Source organism: Enterobacter sp. MGH85 (assembly GCF_001037655.1).
Classification (GTDB): Bacteria; Pseudomonadota; Gammaproteobacteria; order Enterobacterales; family Enterobacteriaceae; genus Enterobacter; species Enterobacter intestinihominis.
The window spans coordinates 198,180-219,222 of the sequence record NZ_KQ089925.1 but is presented as its reverse complement, the minus strand read 5'-3'; the positions used below and the strand labels follow the sequence as shown (position 1 = coordinate 219,222).

Sequence of the window (21,043 nt, the reverse complement as noted above, 5' to 3'; positions counted from 1 at the left end):
GCGGCCTGATGCCCTCACTCTGGCCCCCTCACGGGGAGAGGGAACAAACATAAAAAACGGCAACCGAAGTTGCCGTTTTGCTTTTATTTCGCAATACGCTTGTACTTAATACGCTTCGGCTCCAGCGCGTCTGCGCCCAGCGTGCGTTTCTTGTACTCTTCGTATTCGGTGAAGTTACCTTCGAAGAACTCCACTTTACCTTCGTCCTGGTAGTCCAGAATGTGGGTTGCGATACGGTCAAGGAACCAGCGGTCGTGCGAGATAACCATGGCGCAGCCCGGGAATTCCAGCAGGGCGTTTTCCAGCGCGCGCAGGGTTTCGATGTCCAGGTCGTTGGTAGGTTCATCGAGCAGCAGAACGTTGCCGCCAACCTGAAGCAGCTTCGCCAGGTGCAGACGACCACGCTCACCGCCAGACAGCTCGCCCACGCGTTTGCCCTGGTCGGTGCCCTTGAAGTTAAAGCGGCCAACATAGGCGCGGCTTGGCATCTCGGTGTTGCCGATACGCATGATATCCAGACCGCCGGAGACTTCTTCCCACACGGTTTTGCTGTTGTCCATCGCGTCACGGAACTGGTCAACGGAGGCCAGCTTCACGGTCTCACCCAGGGTGATAGAGCCGCTGTCAGGCTGTTCCTGACCGGACATCATGCGGAACAGGGTGGATTTACCCGCGCCGTTCGGACCGATAATGCCCACGATAGCGCCTTTCGGTACGGAGAAGGTCAGATCGTCGATCAGCAGGCGGTCGCCGTATGACTTACGCAGGTTGGTCACTTCAACCACTTTATCCCCCAGACGTGCTCCAGGCGGGATAAACAGTTCGTTGGTTTCGTTACGCTTCTGGTATTCGGTGTTGTTCAGCTCTTCGAAGCGTGCCAGACGGGCTTTGCCCTTGGACTGACGGCCTTTCGCGCCCTGACGAACCCACTCCAGCTCTTTCTCGATAGACTTACGACGCGCCGCTTCCTGAGACGCTTCCTGCGCCAGACGCTGATCTTTCTGTTCCAGCCAGGAGGAGTAGTTACCTTCCCACGGAATACCTTCGCCGCGGTCCAGCTCCAGGATCCAGCCCGCCACGTTGTCGAGGAAGTAGCGGTCGTGGGTAATTGCCACCACGGTGCCTTCGAAGTCGTGCAGGAAGCGCTCCAGCCAGGCCACGGATTCCGCATCCAGGTGGTTGGTCGGTTCGTCGAGCAGCAGCATGTCTGGTTTTTCCAGCAGCAGGCGGCACAGCGCCACGCGGCGGCGTTCACCACCGGAGAGATTCGCGATTTTCGCATCCCAGTCCGGCAGACGCAGGGCATCTGCCGCGCGCTCCAGCTGCACGTTCAGGTTGTGACCGTCGTGCGCCTGGATAATCTCTTCAAATTTGCCCTGCTGAGCGGCCAGTTTGTCGAAGTCCGCATCCGGCTCGGCGTATTTGGCATACACTTCATCCAGACCTTTCAGGGCGTTAACCACTTCGGATACCGCTTCTTCAACGGATTCACGCACGGTGTGTTCCGGGTTCAGCTGAGGTTCCTGCGGCAGGTAGCCGATCTTGATGCCAGGCTGCGGACGGGCTTCACCTTCGATGTCTGTATCGATGCCGGCCATGATGCGCAGCAGGGTGGACTTACCGGCACCGTTGAGACCCAGAACACCGATTTTTGCGCCCGGGAAAAAGCTCAGCGAGATATTTTTAAGAATATGACGTTTCGGCGGGACAACTTTGCCGACACGATGCATGGTATAAACGAATTGAGCCACGTTGGACTTCGCCTCTTTTATCGTGATGAGAATGAATTTCAGCCTCGAAGTGTAGCCTTTTTCACGCCCTAATCCCAGCCAGGAACGTCGGGAGTGTTAAAACGCGCAAGAAAGGTAAAAAAGTGTCCATGACGTGGCGCGTTGTGGGATGCCTGGTTAGCATAAGTTGAGGTAACTTTAACGTGGCAAGACGCTGCAACTGACGAAAAACAATGAGGAAGAGCTTGTGGAAAAAGCCAAACGGGTGGTCTGGCGTCTGCTGGCTGCCAGCGTATGCGTAATGGCGGTAAGCCAGGCGGTGCATGCCGATTCACTGGATGAACAACGTAACCGCTATGCCCAGATTAAGCAGGCATGGGACAACAAGCAGATGGATACCGTGCAGGCGCTGATGCCGACGCTGAAGGATTATCCGCTGTATCCGTATCTGGAGTATCGTCAGATCACTGATGATCTCATGAATCAACCGACCGTCACCGTAAATAACTTCATTCAGGCGAACCCGACACTGCCGCCTGCGCGCACCCTGAAGTCACGGTTTGTGAACGAGCTGGCCCGTCGCGAAGACTGGCGCGGCCTGCTGGCTTTCAGCCCGGATAAGCCGGGCGCGACGGAAGCGCAGTGTAATTACTATTATGCGAAATGGGCGACCGGTCAGCAGGAGGAAGCCTGGACCGGCGCGAAAGAGCTGTGGTTGACGGGCAAAAGCCAGCCAAACGCCTGTGACCCGCTGTTCAGCGCCTGGCGCGCCTCGGGCAAGCAGGATCCGCTCTCTTACCTGGAACGTATTCGCCTGGCGATGAAGGCCGGTAACACCCGGCTGGTTACCGTGCTGGCGGGCCAGATGCCCGCGGATTATCAGACCATTGCCTCTGCCGTTATCAGTCTGGCAAACGATCCCAATACCGTGCTGACGTTTGCGCGTACCACCGGCGCGACCGATTTTACCCGCCAGATGGCGGCGGTGGCCTTTTCCAGCGTGGCGCGTGAGGATGTGGAAAACGCCCGGCTGATGATCCCGCAGCTGGTGCAGGCCCAGCAGCTTAATGACGATCAAACCCAGGAACTGCGCGATATTGTGGCATGGCGACTGATGGGAACAGATGTCACCGACGAACAGGCGCGCTGGCGTGACGACGCGGTAATGCGTTCAAACTCTGTCTCGCTGGTGGAGCGTCGCGTGCGCATGGCGCTGGGAACGGGCGATCGTCGTGGCCTCAATACCTGGCTGGCGCGCCTGCCGATGGATGCTAAAGAGAAAGATGAATGGCGTTACTGGCAGGCGGACCTGCTGCTGGAGCGTGGTCGTGAAGACGAAGCCAAAGCGATCCTCCACTCCCTGATGCAGCAGCGCGGCTTCTACCCGATGGCGGCGGCGCAACGTCTGGGTGAGGAGTACACCCTGAAGATCGACAAAGCGCCAGCCAACGCGAACCCGGCGCTGACGCAGGGTCCGGAAATGGCGCGCGTGCGCGAGCTGATGTACTGGAATCTGGATAATACCGCGCGCAGCGAATGGGCCAACCTGGTCACCAGCCGTACCACCGACGAGAAGGCGCAGCTCGCCCGCTATGCGTTTGATAATCGCTGGTGGGATCTGAGCGTGCAGGCGACGATCGCCGGCAAGCTGTGGGATCATCTCGAAGAGCGTTTCCCGCTGGCTTATAAGGATCTGTTCGATCGCTACACCAGCGGCAAAGATATTCCGCAAAGCTACGCGATGGCCATTGCCCGTCAGGAAAGCGCCTGGAACCCGAAAGTGCGTTCGCCGGTGGGGGCCAGCGGCCTGATGCAAATTATGCCGGGCACCGCGACGCACACGGTGAAGATGTTTAATATCCCAGGCTACAGCAGCCCGTCCCAGCTGCTGGATCCGGAGACCAACATCAACATCGGTACCAGCTACTTGCAGTACGTCTATCAGCAGTTCGGTAATAACCGCATCTTCGCGTCAGCCGCGTACAACGCCGGGCCAGGCCGCGTGCGGACATGGCTTGGCAACAGCGCAGGGCGACTCGACGCCGTGGCGTTCGTCGAGAGCATTCCGTTCTCGGAAACGCGCGGATATGTGAAGAACGTGCTGGCGTATGACGCCTACTATCGGCACTTCATGGGGGAGAAAGATGCCCTGATGAGCGATGCCGAGTGGCAGAGACGTTACTGATCGGCGCGGGTTGTGTTATGCTGTACTCGTTAATGAGTACAAGAGGCAGCATAACATGACCCAGCATTCCCCGTATTCCTCGGCCATGGCCGAACAGCGTCATCAGGAGTGGCTTCGTTTTGTGGAGTTGCTCCGCCAGTCTTACGACAAAGATCTGCATTTACCCTTGCTACAGCTGATGCTGACGCCAGACGAGCGTGAAGCGCTGGGTACACGGGTACGCATTATTGAGGAACTGCTGCGTGGCGAAATGAGCCAGCGTGAACTGAAAAACGAGCTGGGCGCGGGCATCGCGACGATTACCCGGGGTTCAAACAGCCTGAAGTCGGCGCCGGTTGAACTGCGTCAGTGGCTGGAAGCGGTATTGCTTAAAAACGCCGGATGACGGCTTCGCCTTATCCGGCCTACAAACTTAACGATAAATCGCGTTATGGAACGGACTTAACGCCAGAATAACGGCCTGGTGGTAAACGCTCGAACGGGTGAGCTTGCCCGCGGTAAAGACGCCAATCGCCCCCTCTTTACGACCAATCTCATCAATGCCGGTGTAGTGCGACATTACCGGCCCCAGCGCCTCACCCGCGCGGACTTTCTCCAGTATGACCTCCGGCAGCGGCAGCGTGGCTGAACGCGCTTCGCCGCGCTGCTCGCGGCTTTCGATGACAACCCAGCTGAAGGTCGCCCCTTCGTCGATACCTGCTTCAATCGCGACCCAGAAGTCAGCATCTGGCGCGGCGGCTTTTGCATTCGCCACGCGATTTCGTGCGCCAGCGCGTGTTTCCTCGCTGCCAAACGGCTGTTCCGGCACACCGCTCTCGACGCCGACGGCGTCAATATGGCAGGATCCTTCGCCGAAGATCTCTTCAAATGCCCTTAGAATTGCCTGAATTTTGGCAGGATTGGTGGTAGCAGAGACAACATGGTGCATAATTAAGCTCGATTTAAAAAATTCATCGCAGTATAACGGAAAAAAAGCATGTTACAGGTATACCTTGTTCGCCACGGTGAAACGCAGTGGAACGCCGAGCGACGTATTCAAGGCCAGTCAGACAGTCCTCTCACCGACAAAGGTGTGCAGCAAGCGTGGCAGGTGGCGGAGCGCGCCAGAACGCTGGGTATCACTCACGTCATCTCCAGTGATTTAGGCCGCACGCAGCAGACGGCACGCATCATCGCCGATGCCTGTGGCTGCGACGTGACCCTTGAACCGCGCCTGCGCGAGCTGGATATGGGCGTGCTGGAAAAACGCCCTATCGATACGCTGACGGAAACCGAAGAAGGCTGGCGTCGCACGCTGGTGAACGGCACTGAAGATGGTCGCATCCCTGAGGGGGAATCCATGCAGGAGCTGAGCGTGCGCATGCATGCCGCGCTGGCCGAGTGCCTGAAACTCCCGGCAGGTAGCCGACCGCTGCTGGTGAGCCACGGTATCGCGCTGGGTTGCCTGGTGAGTACCATTCTGGGGCTGCCAGCTTACGCCGAGCGCCGTTTGCGTCTGCGCAACTGTTCCATTTCCCGTATCGACTATCAGGAAAGTGCCTGGCTGGCATCGGGGTGGGTGGTTGAGATGGCAGGGGACATTTCGCATCTTGATGCCCCTGCACTGGATGAGTTGCAGCGTTAACGACGTACCGGAATCAGGAATTCCATCCGCAGATTGATAGGGCCTTCTTCCGGTTTTGCATCTTGCGCCGGATAGTAGCGCTCAATGTCCTGACCTTTACGGCGATTCAGATTCAGCATTGGCATGCAGGTCCCGTAAACGGTCAGGATGAACTCCTGAACGCCCGTTCCTAGCCCTTCGTATGAGAACATCACATACTCGCCGCCTTCCAGCACGACAGGCTTCGAGCCATGAATGTAACCGTTCGCCATGTCAGGCGTCAGCGCCGTGGTATAGAACACTTCCTGCTCGTCGTCTTTTTCCTGGCTTGGATACGTTTCGTTCAGGCCATACAGAATCGGCGGGATCGCCGGAGCGTGGCTTAAAAATTCGCGCCAGAACTGAACGCGCATCTGATGGCGGAACTCGGAGATCTGCTCCAGGGAACAGGAGTAGCTCTGCGTGGTGCCGACCAGGTGCGTTTCCGGCAGGGTGATGATTTCATATTTTGGCATCGCAAACTCGCCCAGACGCAGCGGCGGACGCATACCAAAGGAGCTCCAGTCCGGCGAGCGGCGATAAAGCGCTGGCGTTAACGAGAACTGTTTTTTAAAGGCGCGAGTGAAGGTTTGCTGTGAATCGAAGCGATATTGCAGGGCAATATCCAGGATTGGTCGCGCGGTCAGGCGCAACGCGACAGCAGACTTTGATAAACGACGTGCGCGAATATAGGCACCGATAGCATGACCGGTGACATCCTTGAACATCCTTTGCAGATGCCACTTGGAATAGCCTGCTTTTGCCGCCACATTATCCAGTGACAAAGGCTGGTCGAGATGACCTTCCAGCCAGGTGAGCAGGTCGCGAATAATTCCAGCCTGATCCATATACTATCCTCATCCTTAAAACTGCCGCAGGTGCCTGTTTACAGGTTAGCGGATAATAGCATTTTTTGACGTTTTAGCATTCAGTGTTTTTTTTGCGCATAAATGCTTTTTGTGGTGATTTAAGTGCGGATATATTCTAATCCTGTGATCTTGCTACATTTTTATCTAACCTGTTGAATAATCGCTCAGCGTAATTTTTATGAATGGTAACAATATGAAATACAAGGTTTTAGTCTTTGCAGCACTGGCCCTGATGGCAGGGCGCGTGGCACAGGCGGAGCAAATTGGCTCCGTGGACACCGTGTTTAAAATGTTTGGGCCGGACCACAAAATTGTGGTGGAGGCCTTTGACGATCCGGACGTTAAAAACGTCACCTGCTATGTCAGCCGGGCGAAGACCGGCGGGATTAAAGGCGGCCTGGGGCTGGCTGAAGACACGTCTGACGCGGCCATCTCCTGCCAGCAGGTTGGTCCGGTGGAATTGAGTGACAAAATTAAAAACGGCAAAGCGCAGGGCGACGTTGTATTCCAGAAACGGACCTCGCTGGTGTTCAAAAAGCTACAGGTGGTCCGTTTTTATGACGCGAAGCGCAACACACTGGCTTATCTGGCTTATTCCGACAAAGTTGTGGAAGGCTCACCGAAAAACGCGATTAGCGCGGTGCCGATTATGCCGTGGCATTGATAAAAAAAACGGCGCAAAAGCGCCGTTTTTTACTGCGTGACGGGAGGATTACTCCTGGAGGTCACCGCAGAAACGATAGCCTTCACCATGGATCGTGGCGATGATTTCCGGCGTATCAGGCGTAGATTCGAAATGTTTACGAATACGACGGATGGTTACGTCAACGGTACGATCGTGTGGCTTCAACTCACGACCGGTCATTTTCTTCAGCAGTTCTGCACGGGACTGGATCTTGCCCGGGTTTTCGCAGAAGTGCAGCATCGCGCGGAATTCACTGCGCGGCAGTTTGTACTGCTCACCGTTCGGGCTAATCAGCGAACGGCTATTGATATCAAGTTCCCAGCCGTTGAATTTGTAGCTGTCGACGCTACGACGCTCTTCACTGACCGTACCCAGATTCATGGTGCGGGACAGCAGGTTGCGTGCACGAATGGTTAACTCGCGAGGGTTGAACGGCTTGGTGATGTAGTCATCCGCGCCGATTTCCAGACCAAGAATTTTATCAACCTCGTTGTCACGGCCTGTCAGGAACATCAACGCGACGTTCGCCTGTTCACGCAGTTCGCGCGCCAGAAGAAGCCCGTTTTTGCCCGGCAGATTGATATCCATAATCACCAGGTTGATATCATTTTCAGAAAGGATCTGATGCATCTCTGCGCCATCGGTCGCTTCAAAGACATCGTAGCCTTCTGCTTCGAAAATGCTCTTTAACGTGTTGCGTGTTACCAACTCGTCTTCAACGATAAGAATGTGCGGGGTCTGCATGTTTGCTACCTAAATTGCCAACTAAATCGAAACAGGAAGTACAAAAGTCCCTGACCTGCCTGATGCATGTCGCAAATTAACATGATCGGCTTAACGTGACTAAAGTACGTAATTGCGTTCTTGATGCACTTTCCATCAACGTCAACAACATCATTAGCTTGGTCGTGGGTACTTTCCCTTTGGACCCGACAGTGTCAAAAACGGCTGTCATCCTAACCATTTTAACAGCAACATAACAGGCTAAGTGACACCGGACACCCAATAAAACTACGCTTCGTTGACATATATCAAGTTCAATTGTAGCACGTTAACAGTTTGATGAAATCATCGTAGCTGAATGCTAGCCTTTGTCACAATTTTTCAATAAACCAACTAGTTGCGGACATTGATTGATAAACGGTACGAATCCAATCGGAAAAGAGTATTCATAAGGTCATTATCATTACAAAACATAAGGATAATGGACTTCTGTTAACATTCTAACTGATTGTTCAGCCACAAAATAGTTTAGCTTTTTTTAATTGTTATGAAACGCTATTTCGGTGATTTGTGTTGCAAAATTGTAAATTCGTGCTGCGTAATATGTTGAAGTGAATCACTTTTTTACCTGCTAACTGATTAAATAGAGAGCATAAATGCATCTGTCGATTGTGCTGGTGGCACCAGCAAGAGCTGAAAATATTGGCGCTGCGGCGCGTGCCATGAAGACCATGGGTTTTACCGATTTGCGTATCGTAGACAGCACGGCGCATCTGGAGCCTGCTGCGCGATGGGTGGCGCACGGTTCGGGTGATATTCTCGATAATATAACCACTTACGCTACGCTCGCTGAGGCGCTGCACGATATTTCGTTTACCGTCGCGACGACCGCGCGCAGCCGGGCGAAGTTTCATTATTACGCCACGCCTGCTGCACTGGTGCCAATGCTGGAAGAGAAAAGCCAGTGGCTGGAGAAAGCCGCGCTGGTGTTTGGGCGAGAAGATTCCGGGCTGACTAACGAAGAACTGGAACTGGCTGACGTGCTGACGGGCGCGCCGATGGTGGCGGATTATCCGTCACTCAATCTGGGGCAGGCGGTGATGGTGTACTGCTATCAATTAGCATCCTTAATACAAATTTCTCAGCCGCCAGCGTCAGTAACGGATGAAAACCAGCTGGCGGCGCTGCGTATTCGTGCAGATAAGCTTCTCGAGCAACTGGGCGTCGCTGACGATCAAAAAATGGTGGACTGGTTACAGCAGCGCCTGGGGCGTCTTGAACAGCGCGACACGGCAATGCTGCACCGATTGCTTCATGATATTGAAAAAAAATTAGCCGAGTAAAATAGTGTCATAAGTTTTTATTATGGCCGATCCTGCTAATGTCTGGGGTTGCATCTGGGGTATTCCGATGAAAATAATTCTGCACGCAGCGGGACGTGAGAATGTCCCGAATTGTGATCAAATTAAAAATTCATTGACTTAAGGTGTCCGATCCTTTAACCCTAAAAGAATAGAGCACAGACAGATAATAATGACAGAGTACACAACATCCATGAAACGCATCAGCATCACCACCATTACTACAACCATCATCATTACCACAGGTAACGATGCGGGCTGACGCGTACAGGAAAAACAGAAAAAAGCCCGCACCTGAACAGTGCGGGCTTTTTTTTCGGCTAAAGGAAATGAGGTAGAACCATGCGAGTGTTGAAGTTCGGCGGTACATCAGTGGCAAATGCAGAGCGTTTTCTGCGTGTTGCCGATATCCTGGAAAGTAACGCCAGGCAGGGGCAGGTTGCTACCGTGCTCTCTGCCCCGGCAAAAATCACGAACCACCTGGTGGCGATGATTGAAAAAACCATCGGTGGCCAGGATGCACTTCCGAACATCAGCGACGCCGAACGTATCTTCGCTGAACTGCTTCAGGGGCTGGCAGACGCCCAGCCTGGCTTCCCGCTGGCGCAGCTGAAAAGCACCGTGGAACTCGAATTTGCCCAGATTAAACACGTCCTTCACGGTATCAGCCTGCTGGGTCAATGCCCGGACAGCATCAACGCGGCGCTGATTTGCCGGGGTGAAAAACTCTCTATCGCCATCATGGCGGGCGTGCTGGAAGCGCGCGGTCACCACGTGACGGTCATCGATCCGGTTGAAAAACTGCTGGCTGTGGGACACTACCTTGAATCCACCGTCGACATTGCCGAGTCGACACGCCGCATTGCGGCGAGCAAAATCCCGTCTGACCACATGATCCTGATGGCAGGCTTCACCGCCGGTAACGAGAAGGGCGAACTGGTGGTGCTGGGGCGTAACGGCTCTGACTACTCCGCTGCCGTGCTGGCGGCCTGTTTACGTGCAGACTGTTGTGAGATCTGGACTGACGTTGATGGTGTATATACCTGTGACCCGCGCCAGGTGCCGGACGCCAGGCTGTTGAAGTCGATGTCGTACCAGGAAGCGATGGAGCTTTCCTACTTCGGCGCCAAAGTGCTTCACCCACGTACCATCTCCCCGATTGCCCAGTTCCAGATCCCTTGCCTGATTAAAAATACCGGTAATCCGCAGGCGCCGGGTACGCTGATTGGCGCCAGCGCTGATGAAGATGACCTGCCGGTAAAAGGCATTTCGAACCTTAATAACATGGCGATGTTCAGCGTCTCTGGCCCGGGTATGAAAGGTATGGTTGGCATGGCGGCACGCGTGTTTGCGGCCATGTCCCGTAATGGGATCTCCGTGGTGCTGATCACGCAGTCTTCTTCCGAATACAGCATCAGCTTCTGCGTCCCGCAGGGCGATTGCCTGCGCGCCCGTCGCGCGCTGGAAGAAGAGTTCTACCTGGAGCTGAAAGAAGAGCTGCTGGAGCCGCTCTCTATTCAGGAGCGTCTGGCCGTGATCTCCGTGGTAGGCGACGGCATGCGCACCCTGCGCGGAATCTCCGCCAAATTCTTTGCCGCCCTGGCGCGGGCCAATATCAATATCGTGGCGATTGCCCAGGGCTCATCAGAGCGTTCAATTTCCGTTGTCGTGGATAACGATGACGCCACTACCGGCGTGCGCGTGGTGCATCAGATGCTGTTCAACACCGACCAGGTGATTGAGCTGTTCCTGGTGGGCGTCGGCGGCGTCGGCGGCGCGCTGCTGGAGCAGGTAAAGCGCCAGCAGGAGTGGCTTAAGAAGAAACATATCGATTTGCGCGTCTGCGGAATTGCGAACTCGAAAGCGTTGCTGACTAACGTCCACGGTCTGAACCTGGAAAACTGGCAGGCGGAACTGGAAGAGGCGAAAGAGCCGTTCAACCTGGGTCGTCTGATCCGTCTGGTGAAAGAGTATCACCTGCTTAACCCGGTGATCGTCGACTGTACCTCCAGCCAGGCGGTGGCCGATCAGTACGCGGATTTCCTGCGCGAAGGTTTCCATGTGGTGACGCCGAACAAAAAGGCCAACACCTCGTCGATGGATTACTATCACCAGCTGCGTCTGGCGGCGAGCAAGTCGCGCCGCAAGTTTCTGTATGACACCAACGTGGGCGCAGGCCTGCCGGTCATCGAGAACCTGCAAAACCTGCTGAACGCGGGCGACGAACTACAGCGTTTCTCCGGCATCCTCTCCGGCTCCCTGTCGTTTATCTTCGGCAAGCTGGACGAAGGGATGAGCCTGTCGGAAGCCACCCGCGCCGCGCGCGAGCTGGGCTACACCGAGCCGGATCCGCGCGACGACCTCTCCGGTATGGATGTGGCGCGTAAGCTGCTGATCCTGGTGCGCGAAACCGGCCGCGAGCTGGAGCTTTCGGATATCGTGATTGAGCCGGTGCTGCCAGCAGAATTTGATGACAGCGGCGACGTCAGCGCCTTTATGGCCAGGTTGCCGCAGCTTGACGACGCCTTTGCCGCCCGCGTTGCGAAAGCCCGTGATGAAGGTAAGGTATTGCGCTATGTTGGCAATATTGAAGAAGACGGCGTCTGCCGCGTGAAGATTGCCGAAGTGGATGGCAACGATCCGCTGTACAAGGTGAAAAACGGCGAGAACGCCCTGGCGTTCTACAGCCATTATTATCAGCCACTGCCGCTGGTACTTCGCGGCTATGGCGCAGGGAATGATGTGACGGCGGCGGGCGTGTTTGCCGATCTGCTGCGTACCCTGTCATGGAAGTTAGGAGTTTAAGATGGTTAAAGTATATGCCCCGGCTTCCAGCGCCAATATGAGCGTCGGATTTGACGTGCTGGGCGCGGCGGTCACGCCAGTGGATGGTTCGCTGCTGGGCGATACGGTAACGGTTGAGGCGGCAGAGCGCTTCAGCCTGAATAACGTCGGCCGTTTTGCCAGCAAGCTGCCGCCTGAACCGCGTGAGAATATCGTTTATCAGTGCTGGGAACGCTTCTGTCAGGAGATCGGTAAAAACGTGCCGGTCGCCATGACGCTGGAAAAGAGCATGCCGATTGGTTCGGGACTCGGCTCCAGCGCCTGCTCGGTGGTCGCCGCGCTGGTGGCGATGAATGAGCACTGCGGCAAGCCGCTGAACAACAGCCGCCTGCTGGCGCTGATGGGTGAGCTGGAAGGGCGCATCTCCGGCAGCATTCATTATGATAACGTGGCGCCGTGCTTCCTTGGCGGCATGCAGCTGATGATTGAAGAAAATGGCATCATCAGCCAGCAGGTGCCAGGGTTTGATGAGTGGCTGTGGGTGCTTGCCTATCCGGGCATTAAGGTTTCTACCGCCGAAGCGCGTGCGATCCTGCCGGCGCAGTATCGTCGTCAGGACTGTATCGCCCACGGGCGTCATCTGGCGGGCTTTATTCATGCCTGCTATACCCGACAGCCGCAGCTGGCGGCGAAACTGATGAAAGACGTTATTGCCGAGCCGTATCGCACGAAGCTGCTGCCGGGCTTTAACGAAGCGCGACAGGCATCCATGGATATCGGCGCACAGGCGTGCGGCATCTCCGGCTCCGGCCCGACGCTGTTCGCCTTATGCGACAAGCCAGACACCGCGCAGCGCGTGGCGGACTGGCTCTCTAAACACTACCTGCAAAATCAGGAAGGCTTTGTTCATATTTGCCGTCTGGACACGGCTGGCGCACGAGTACTGGGATAACGAATGAAACTCTACAACCTTAAAGATCATAACGAGCAGGTCAGCTTTGCGCAGGCGGTAACGCAGGGTTTGGGCAAAAATCAGGGGCTGTTCTTCCCCCACGACCTGCCGGAATTTCAACTGACTGAAATCGATGAACTGCTTAAGCAGGACTTTGTCACCCGCAGCACCAAAATTCTGTCTGCGTTTATTGGCGACGAAATCCCGCAGGAGCTGCTCGAAGAGCGCGTGCGCGCGGCGTTTGCTTTCCCGGCCCCGGTGAAGCAGGTGGAGCCTGACGTTGGCTGTCTGGAGCTGTTCCACGGCCCGACGCTGGCGTTCAAAGATTTCGGCGGTCGCTTTATGGCGCAGATGCTGACCCACATCAGCGGCGACAAACCGGTGACCATCCTGACCGCGACCTCAGGTGATACCGGTGCGGCGGTGGCTCATGCGTTCTACGGCCTGAAAAACGTCCGCGTGGTGATCCTCTATCCGAAAGGCAAAATCAGCCCGCTTCAGGAAAAACTGTTCTGCACTCTTGGGGGCAACATTGAAACCGTGGCGATCGACGGCGATTTCGATGCCTGCCAGGCGCTGGTGAAGCAGGCCTTTGATGACGAAGAGCTGAAGGCGGCGCTGGGGCTGAACTCTGCCAACTCCATCAACATCAGCCGTCTGCTGGCGCAGATCTGCTACTACTTCGAAGCGGTGGCCCAGCTGCCGCAGGACGCGCGCAATCAGCTGGTAGTTTCTGTGCCAAGCGGGAACTTCGGCGATCTGACGGCGGGCCTGCTGGCGAAATCACTCGGCCTGCCGGTGAAGCGCTTTATCGCCGCTACCAACGCCAACGACACCGTGCCGCGTTTCCTGAAGGACGGAAAATGGGCGCCGAACGCGACGCAAGCCACGCTCTCCAATGCGATGGATGTGTCACAGCCTAACAACTGGCCGCGTGTGGAAGAGCTGTTCCGCCGTAAGGTCTGGCGTCTGGGCGACCTGGGCTACGCAGCGGTGACGGACGAAACCACGAAAGCCACCATGCGCGAGCTGAAAGCGGTGGGCTATACCTCTGAGCCGCACGCGGCGATTGCCTATCGTGCCCTGCGCGATCAGCTTCAACCGGGTGAGTATGGCCTGTTCCTCGGTACCGCCCATCCGGCCAAGTTCAAAGAGAGCGTGGAAGCGATCCTGGGTGAAACGCTGCCGCTGCCAAAAGAGCTGGCCGAGCGCGCCGACCTGCCGTTGCTGTCCCATGAGCTGCCCGCAGACTTTGCCGCACTGCGTAAGCTGATGATGACCCGAGCGTGAGTTTATTGCCCGGTGGCGGCTACGCCTTACCGGGCCTGGAACATTTCAGAAAGTAGGCCGGGTAAGGCGAAGCCGCCACCCGGCTTTTTTATGGAGAAAATAAGGAGAAAAACAGCAGGAAAAAAGCAGAAATTCCCAATAAATGCGGTTACTTAGGGTTTAGGATTGCAGAGAATAACATCCACCGTTCCCATCACGTACTCTCCTTACATCGGCCCACGTTGGGCAAGAAGAATAAGGAGTCACCTATGTCTACACTGAAACCTGCACTTATCGCGCTTTCACTGATGCTGGTCGCTCCCATGGCGGTGCAGGCAGCTGAGATCACCCTCGTCCCTGCGGTAAAACTGCAAATTGGCGATCGGGATAATAACGGACACTACTGGGATGGCGGCCGCTGGCGCGACCATGACTGGTGGAAAGCGCACTATGACTGGCGCGATAACCACTGGCGTCCGCACGATGAACATCGCGATCGTCACGATCATCACCGTCATGACGATCATCGCCCGGGGCCGGACCGGAAGCACCATTAACACAAACCCCGCCAGCTGGCGGGGTTGTCTTTTATTGCTCGTGACGCTTAAACACCAGCTCGTTTTTTCCTGACGATGCCTCGTCGAAGAAATACCCTTCACTGTTAAAGCCAGTGAGCTGCTCTGGCTTCGTCAGGCGGTTTTGAATGATGAAACGGCTCATCAGACCGCGCGCTTTTTTGGCGTAGAAGCTGATCACTTTAAATTTGCCGTTTTTCTCGTCGAGGAACACCGGCTTGATAATGTCCGCATCCAGCTTTTTCGGCTTCACCGATTTGAAGTACTCATCGGAGGCCAGGTTGATCACCACGTTGTCCCCCTGGGCTTGCAGCGCCGCGTTAAGCTTATCGGTAATGACATCGCCCCAGAACTGGTACAGATCTTTGCCTTTGGCATTTTCCAGGCGGATACCCATCTCCAGACGATACGGCTGCATCAGATCCAGCGGGCGCAGCACCCCGTACAAGCCGGATAACATGCGCAGATGCTGCTGGGCAAAATCGAAATCGGCTTCGCTAAACGTTTCTGCTTGCAGGCCAGTGTAGACGTCACCTTTGAAGGCCAACAGCGCCTGGCGGGCGTTAGCGGGCGTGAAGTCAGGCTGCCACTCATGAAAACGGGTGGCGTTCAGGTCGGCGAGTTTATCACTGATGCTCATCAGCGAAGCGATTTGCGGAGCCGAAAGCTTACGCGCCTCGTGGATCAGCTGTTGCGAGTAGTCCAGCAATTCCGGCTGGGTATAACGCTCAGTGGCGAGCGGGCTCTGGTAGTCGAGCGTTTTGGCAGGTGAAATCAGAATCAGCATATCCAGTCCTTGCAGGAAATTTAGAGCGACTTTAACAAAAAATCGCCCTGAATTGATCGATAGCTGTTATTGCCGCGGCAAATCATCCCAGGTGCCAGGAGCAATTTGTGATTCGATTTCGGGATAGCGTGAGGCGTCAAAGACGGGCTGTACGCCGAGCTTGCGCTGACGCAGATAATCGCGCGCGATCAGCGCCACAACCGGTGAAAGAAGCAAAATTGCCGTCAAATTGGTGATGGCCATCAGCGCCATAATGACATCCGCCAGTTGCCAGATCATCGGCATGCTGAGCAGGCAACCGACAAATACCATCGCCAGCACACCCGCGCGAAGGATGTTGCGGGCCAGACGCGAGTCAACTTTCAGGAAAATAAGGTTGTTCTCGGCATAGATATAGTTCACCACAATAGAACTGAAGGCAAAAAGCCCCACGACAAGGGCGACAAGGCCTGCGCCCCAACCGCCGACGAGGGAGACCAGCGCCTGTTGTACCCAGTGAATGCCTGCTGTACTGCCGGATGGATGTTCAACGGCGCCGGACAGCAACATTATCATCGCACTGGCGGAGCAGATAACAATGGTGTCTGTGAAGACGCCAATCATCTGTACAATGCCCTGCGCGGCGGGATGCGGGGGCCAGGATGCGGCCGCTGCGGCGGCATTCGGCGTGGAGCCCATTCCCGCCTCGTTGGAGAACATGCCTCGCTGAAAACCCGCAGTGAGCGCCTGGCTAAGGGTGTAACCCAGCGCGCCGGAAGCCGCTTCGCGCCAGCCGAACGCGCTTTGGAAAATGGTGACGATGACGTTCGGCACTTCGTCGATATGTATCGCGCATACCAACAGGCTGGTTGACACCCACAGCAGCGCCATCAGCGGAACCAGCCACTGCATCAGGCGGGCAACCCCTCTCAGCCCGGTCACAATGGTCAGCAGGGTGAGAAGGGCAAGCGCGCTGCCCGTCAGCCACTCCGGACAATTGAAGGCAAAGCGCAGCGCGTGGGCGACGGAATTAGCCTGAACGGTATTGAAAATAAGACCATAGGCCATCAGTAAAAAGATTGAGAACAGGACGCCCATCCAGCGCATTCCCAGTCCGCGAGCCATATACCAGGCGGGGCCGCCGCGAAATTGACCGTTGCCGTCTTTTTCTTTGTAGAGCTGCGCAAGCGAGCATTCAGCAAAGGAGGTGGCCATACCGATAATCGCCGTCACCCACATCCAGAATACCGCGCCCGGACCGCCCGCGCCGATTGCCAGCGCGACACCGGCCAGGTTACCGCTGCCGACGCGCGCGGCCAGGCTGGTACAGAGCGCCTGAAACGAGGTCAGGCCGCCCGGCTGTGGTGTGACGCTGTTTTTCAGACTTCTGCCAAATTTGCGAATATAGCGAAACTGAATCAGTCCGCTGCGCCACGTAAACCAGATACCTGCTCCTGAAAGCAGGTATATCATGATAGAACCCCAGAGGACTTCGTTAATAAAGAAAAAGAAATCAGGCACTAACGTCCCTCTTGTTGATGCCAACGTGAATATGTAAGCGCTACCACTGATTGTGCATGCTGTTACTTAGCAGCCTGTTAATATTCTGAGTTTATCATACTCTGCCTAAGCGCACTGTCTGCGGTTGCGCTGCCTCTCACTCGTGTTATCATCAGGGCAGACCGGTTACATCCCCCTAACAAGTAAACCTGTCATTTTTCCGCTGCTGGCAGGCTGTCGGTAGTGTGAATTATCCAGGGAACGTTAAAAGAGAAACACTATCATGACGGATAAATTGACCTCCCTTCGTCAGTTCACCACTGTCGTCGCTGACACCGGAGATATTGCGGCAATGAAGCTGTACCAGCCGCAGGATGCTACAACCAACCCTTCTCTGATCCTTAACGCCGCGCAGATCCCTGAGTATCGCAAACTGATCGACGAGGCGGTGACCTGGGCAAAAGCACAGAGCAATGACCGCGCGCAGCAGGTTGTGGATGCGACTGACAAACTGGCAGTAAACATCGGTCTGGAAATCCTGAAGCTCGTTCCTGGCCGTATCTCTACTGAAGTTGATGCTCGCCTGTCCTACGACACCGAAGCGTCTATTGCCAAAGCAAAACGCCTGATCAAACTGTACAACGATGCGGGCATCAGCAACGACCGTATCCTGATCAAACTGGCCTCTACCTGGCAGGGCATTCGCGCCGCTGAACAGCTGGAAAAAGAAGGGATCAACTGTAACCTGACTCTGCTGTTCTCCTTCGCACAGGCGCGTGCATGTGCCGAAGCTGGCGTATACCTGATTTCTCCGTTTGTGGGCCGTATTCTGGACTGGTACAAAGCCAACACCGACAAGAAAGAGTATGCGGCGTCTGAAGATCCAGGCGTGATTTCCGTGACGGAAATCTACGAATACTACAAACAGCACGGCTATGAGACCGTTGTTATGGGCGCAAGCTTCCGTAACGTCGGTGAAATCATTGAGCTGGCTGGCTGTGACCGCCTGACCATCGCCCCTGCGCTGCTGAAAGAGTTGGCAGAAAGCGAAGGAGCTATCGAGCGTAAGCTGTCCTACACCGGTGAAGTGAAAGCGCGCCCAGAGCGCATCACCGAGTCCGAGTTCCTGTGGCAGCACAACCAGGATCCAATGGCCGTAGATAAACTGGCGGACGGTATCCGTAAGTTTGCTATCGACCAGGAAAAACTGGAAAAAATGATCGGCGACCTGCTGTAATCATTCTGCGTGACCGGATTCCCGGTCACGCCTCTTTCCCCCGCCTCTGTCTGAATTTTCTCTCTGCGTGTATCATTCCCTTTAATCAGTACTTTTTGAATGGAATGGATATGAATACCTTACGCATCGGCTTAGTGTCGATTTCTGACCGCGCCTCCAGCGGTGTTTATCAGGATAAAGGCATCCCTGCTCTGGAAGCGTGGCTGGGCAGCGCGCTCACTACCCCGTTTGAGATCCAGACTCGCCTGATCCCGGACGAGCAGCCGATCATCGAGCAGACCCTGTGTGAGCTGGTGGATGAGATGAGCTGCCACCTTGTGCTGACGACGGGCGGAACCGGCCCCGCGCGCCGCGATGTAACGCCGGACGCGACGCTGGCTATCGCCGATCGTGAAATGCCGGGCTTCGGTGAACAGATGCGCCAGATCAGTCTACACTTTGTCCCGACGGCCATTCTTTCCCGTCAGGTCGGGGTGATCCGCAAACAGGCGCTGATCCTGAACCTGCCGGGGCAGCCGAAGTCGATAAAAGAAACGCTGGAAGGAGTAAAAGCCGAAGACGGGAGCGTTATCGTCCACGGTATCTTTGCAAGTGTACCGTATTGTATACAACTGCTTGACGGTCCGTACGTGGAAACTGACGGCAACGTGGTAGCAGCATTTCGCCCTAAAAGCGCTCGCCGCGAAACAATCTCCTGAAAATGCTTTAAATGTGACATTAGCGCCAGCCGCAGTAGCGTGTAAATGGATTTACGATATAGTAATTTTTTCTTTACGATTGCTGTAAAAAATAATCCACAACACATGCACAATGGTTCGCTATGTCACATAACACCCGACCTCTGAATCGACAGGACTACAAAACCCTCACGCTCGCTGCTCTGGGCGGCGCGCTGGAGTTTTACGACTTCATCATCTTTGTCTTCTTCGCCGCCGTCGTGGGGGCGCTGTTTTTCCCGGCGGATATTCCTGAATGGCTGCGTCAGGTGCAAACCTTCGGCATTTTCGCTGCCGGGTATCTGGCGCGTCCGCTGGGCGGCATTGTTATGGCGCACTTTGGCGATCTGGTTGGGCGCAAGAAGATGTTTACCCTCAGCATCCTGCTGATGGCCGTGCCGACGCTGGCGATTGGCCTTTTGCCTACCTATGAGTCGATGGGCATTATCGCCCCGTTATTGCTGCTGCTGATGCGTATTCTCCAGGGCGCGGCCATCGGCGGGGAAGTGCCGGGCGCGTGGGTGTTTGTCGCTGAGCACGTCCCGGTGCGCCGCATCGGCATTGCGTGCGGAACGCTGACCGCAGGACTGACGATTGGGATCCTGCTTGGCTCCGTGGTTGCAACCATCATCAATACCAGCATGACGCAACAGGCCGTTCACGACTGGGGCTGGCGTATCCCGTTCCTGCTGGGCGGGGCGTTTGGGCTGGTGGCAATGTACCTGCGACGTTGGTTGCAGGAGACGCCAGTATTTCTGGAAATGCAGCAGCGGAAGGCGCTGGCGCAAGAATTGCCGGTAAAAACCGTAGTAGTGCGGCATAAAAAAGCGGTAGTCGTGTCGATGCTTCTGACCTGGCTGCTGTCTGCGGGTATCGTGGTGGTCATTTTGATGTCGCCGGTCTGGCTGCAAAAACAGTACGGTTTTGCGCCTGCGGTGACGTTACAGGCGAACAGTATCGCGACAATTATGCTCTGCTTTGGCTGTCTGGCCGCGGGACTGGCGGCGGATCGTTTCGGTGCCAGCGTGACCTTTATTGTCGGCAGCCTGCTGCTGGCCGCGTCGAGCTGGGCATTCTACCATCTTGCGGGCAGCCATCCTGAACAGTTGTTCCTGCTGTACGGCATCGTCGGGCTGTGCGTGGGCGTCGTTGGCGCCGTACCGTACGTAATGGTCCGCGCCTTCCCGCCGGAGGTACGCTTCACCGGCATCTCTTTCTCTTATAACGTCTCGTATGCCATTTTCGGTGGGCTGACCCCGATTGTGGTCACGGTGTTGATGGGGCTGTCACCCCTTGCACCTGCATGGTACGTGCTGGCGTTATCGCTGATGGGGCTGGTATTGGGGATGTGGCTTCGCCAGTCAGAGGGATGTCGTGCCCGCGACGCGGGCACGACAGAGGGATCAGTGTTTTTCACCAATCGGTAATACGGTGCGGCCGAACTGCTCGTTCAGCACTTCACCCATTGCCAGGTAGATAGCGCTTGCGCCGCACACCAGACCGACCCAGCCGGCAACGTGAACGATGCCTTCGTTATCCGCCAGGTGACCCGCGGCAAGCAGAGCGAACAGCACGGTCAGGCTCAGGAAGACGAATTGCAGCGCGCGGTTCGCCTTCAGGGTGCCGAAGAACATGAACAGGGTGAACACGCCCCACAGTCCCAGGTACACGCCCAGGAAATGGGCGTTTGAAGCATCTGCCAGGCCCATTTTAGGCATCAGCAGAATGGCGACCAGCGTCAGCCAGAACGAACCGTAAGAGGTAAAGGCGGTTAAGCCGAAGGTATTGCCTTTCTTATATTCCAGCAGGCCCGCGAAAATTTGCGCGATACCGCCGTAAAAAATGCCCATCGCCAGGATTACGCCGTCCATCGGGAACATCCCGATGTTGTGCAGGTTCAGCAGAATGGTGGTCATGCCAAAACCCATCAGGCCCAGCGGAGCCGGATTAGCCAACTTAGTGTTGCCCATAAGTCCTCAAAAAAATCATCATTAATATGGTGAAATGGTTAAACCCGCGCCAGTTCTCCCTGACGGGGCGCGGCATCAT

At 55.7% G+C, this 21,043-nt stretch carries 21 protein-coding genes and 1 other annotated feature; of the genes, 14 read left to right on the top strand and 7 right to left on the bottom strand.

Features of this window, described 5'->3' with window-relative positions:
• Positions 1-83: 83 nt before the first annotated feature.
• Complete coding sequence (gene ettA, locus SK51_RS00950; RefSeq protein WP_014882470.1) at positions 84-1,751, bottom strand: energy-dependent translational throttle protein EttA; 1,668 nt, start codon at positions 1,749-1,751, stop codon at positions 84-86.
• A 226-nt stretch (positions 1,752-1,977) separates the two neighbouring features.
• Here ettA and sltY point away from each other — a divergent pair, with 226 nt between their 5' ends.
• Both sltY and trpR read left to right on the top strand, forming a co-directional pair.
• Positions 1,978-3,915, top strand: a complete 1,938-nt coding sequence (gene sltY, locus SK51_RS00945) for a murein transglycosylase (protein WP_023305413.1) — start codon at positions 1,978-1,980, stop codon at positions 3,913-3,915.
• Between the two features lie 55 nt (positions 3,916-3,970).
• Positions 3,971-4,300: a trp operon repressor gene (trpR, locus tag SK51_RS00940; protein ID WP_003856511.1), complete on the top strand. Its 330-nt coding sequence runs from the start codon at positions 3,971-3,973 to the stop codon at positions 4,298-4,300.
• A gap of 27 nt (positions 4,301-4,327) precedes the next feature.
• On the opposite strand, the gene yjjX is transcribed toward trpR, so the two are convergent.
• Entirely contained in the window at positions 4,328-4,843 is a 516-nt protein-coding gene (yjjX, locus tag SK51_RS00935; RefSeq protein ID WP_022646994.1) for an inosine/xanthosine triphosphatase, read from the bottom strand.
• 48 nt (positions 4,844-4,891) lie between these two features.
• Here yjjX and gpmB point away from each other — a divergent pair, with 48 nt between their 5' ends.
• Positions 4,892-5,539, top strand: coding sequence for a 2,3-diphosphoglycerate-dependent phosphoglycerate mutase GpmB (gene gpmB / locus SK51_RS00930; protein WP_006810187.1), 648 nt, complete (start codon positions 4,892-4,894; stop codon positions 5,537-5,539).
• Here the strand turns inward: gpmB and robA are convergent.
• Entirely contained in the window at positions 5,536-6,405 is an 870-nt protein-coding gene (robA, locus tag SK51_RS00925; RefSeq protein ID WP_022646995.1) for an MDR efflux pump AcrAB transcriptional activator RobA, read from the bottom strand. The genes gpmB and robA overlap by 4 nt on opposite strands.
• Before the next feature lie 214 nt (positions 6,406-6,619).
• Here robA and creA point away from each other — a divergent pair, with 214 nt between their 5' ends.
• Entirely contained in the window at positions 6,620-7,090 is a 471-nt protein-coding gene (gene creA / locus SK51_RS00920) for a protein CreA (RefSeq protein ID WP_003856503.1), read from the top strand.
• 48 nt (positions 7,091-7,138) lie between these two features.
• Here creA and arcA read toward each other — a convergent pair whose 3' ends face one another.
• Complete coding sequence (gene arcA, locus SK51_RS00915) at positions 7,139-7,855, bottom strand: two-component system response regulator ArcA (protein ID WP_003856501.1); 717 nt, start codon at positions 7,853-7,855, stop codon at positions 7,139-7,141.
• A gap of 95 nt (positions 7,856-7,950) precedes the next feature.
• Here arcA and yjjY point away from each other — a divergent pair, with 95 nt between their 5' ends.
• The 7 genes from yjjY (at position 7,951) to SK51_RS00890 (ending at position 14,757) form a co-directional block, all read left to right on the top strand.
• Complete coding sequence (gene yjjY / locus SK51_RS25125; protein WP_001541509.1) at positions 7,951-8,091, top strand: YjjY family protein; 141 nt, start codon at positions 7,951-7,953, stop codon at positions 8,089-8,091.
• 399 nt (positions 8,092-8,490) lie between these two features.
• Positions 8,491-9,177: a tRNA/rRNA methyltransferase gene (locus tag SK51_RS00910; RefSeq protein ID WP_032676684.1), complete on the top strand. Its 687-nt coding sequence runs from the start codon at positions 8,491-8,493 to the stop codon at positions 9,175-9,177.
• 211 nt (positions 9,178-9,388) lie between these two features.
• Positions 9,389-9,457, top strand: a complete 69-nt coding sequence (thrL, locus tag SK51_RS23700) for a thr operon leader peptide (protein ID WP_015572623.1) — start codon at positions 9,389-9,391, stop codon at positions 9,455-9,457.
• Positions 9,396-9,513, top strand: a sequence feature (Thr leader region). Its footprint overlaps the gene before it by 62 nt.
• A 24-nt stretch (positions 9,514-9,537) precedes the next feature.
• Positions 9,538-12,000 (top strand): bifunctional aspartate kinase/homoserine dehydrogenase I, encoded by a 2,463-nt coding sequence (gene thrA, locus SK51_RS00905; protein WP_023305415.1) that lies wholly within the window; start codon positions 9,538-9,540, stop codon positions 11,998-12,000.
• Between the two features lies 1 nt (position 12,001).
• Complete coding sequence (gene thrB / locus SK51_RS00900) at positions 12,002-12,931, top strand: homoserine kinase (RefSeq protein WP_023299286.1); 930 nt, start codon at positions 12,002-12,004, stop codon at positions 12,929-12,931.
• A gap of 3 nt (positions 12,932-12,934) precedes the next feature.
• Entirely contained in the window at positions 12,935-14,221 is a 1,287-nt protein-coding gene (gene thrC, locus SK51_RS00895; protein ID WP_003856490.1) for a threonine synthase, read from the top strand.
• 248 nt (positions 14,222-14,469) lie between these two features.
• On the top strand, positions 14,470-14,757 hold the full coding sequence (locus SK51_RS00890) for a DUF2502 domain-containing protein (protein WP_022646999.1): 288 nt from the start codon (positions 14,470-14,472) through the stop codon (positions 14,755-14,757).
• Positions 14,758-14,788: 31 nt separating this feature from the next.
• Here the strand turns inward: SK51_RS00890 and yaaA are convergent, their stop codons facing one another.
• Positions 14,789-15,562, bottom strand: a complete 774-nt coding sequence (gene yaaA / locus SK51_RS00885; RefSeq protein ID WP_022650381.1) for a peroxide stress protein YaaA — start codon at positions 15,560-15,562, stop codon at positions 14,789-14,791.
• A gap of 66 nt (positions 15,563-15,628) precedes the next feature.
• Complete coding sequence (locus SK51_RS00880; RefSeq protein ID WP_023299289.1) at positions 15,629-17,062, bottom strand: alanine/glycine:cation symporter family protein; 1,434 nt, start codon at positions 17,060-17,062, stop codon at positions 15,629-15,631.
• 262 nt (positions 17,063-17,324) lie between these two features.
• Between SK51_RS00880 and tal the strand changes: the two genes are divergently transcribed.
• The 3 genes from tal to SK51_RS00865 all read left to right on the top strand — a co-directional run bounded on the left by tal (position 17,325) and on the right by SK51_RS00865 (position 20,421).
• Positions 17,325-18,278 (top strand): transaldolase, encoded by a 954-nt coding sequence (tal, locus tag SK51_RS00875; RefSeq protein WP_003856481.1) that lies wholly within the window; start codon positions 17,325-17,327, stop codon positions 18,276-18,278.
• A gap of 110 nt (positions 18,279-18,388) precedes the next feature.
• Positions 18,389-18,976, top strand: a complete 588-nt coding sequence (gene mog / locus SK51_RS00870) for a molybdopterin adenylyltransferase (RefSeq protein ID WP_003856479.1) — start codon at positions 18,389-18,391, stop codon at positions 18,974-18,976.
• A 122-nt stretch (positions 18,977-19,098) separates the two neighbouring features.
• Positions 19,099-20,421, top strand: a complete 1,323-nt coding sequence (locus tag SK51_RS00865) for an MFS transporter (protein ID WP_023305417.1) — start codon at positions 19,099-19,101, stop codon at positions 20,419-20,421.
• On the opposite strand, the gene satP is transcribed toward SK51_RS00865, so the two are convergent.
• Entirely contained in the window at positions 20,398-20,964 is a 567-nt protein-coding gene (gene satP, locus SK51_RS00860; RefSeq protein WP_022647004.1) for an acetate uptake transporter, read from the bottom strand. The genes SK51_RS00865 and satP overlap by 24 nt on opposite strands.
• Positions 20,965-21,043: the final 79 nt, after the last annotated feature.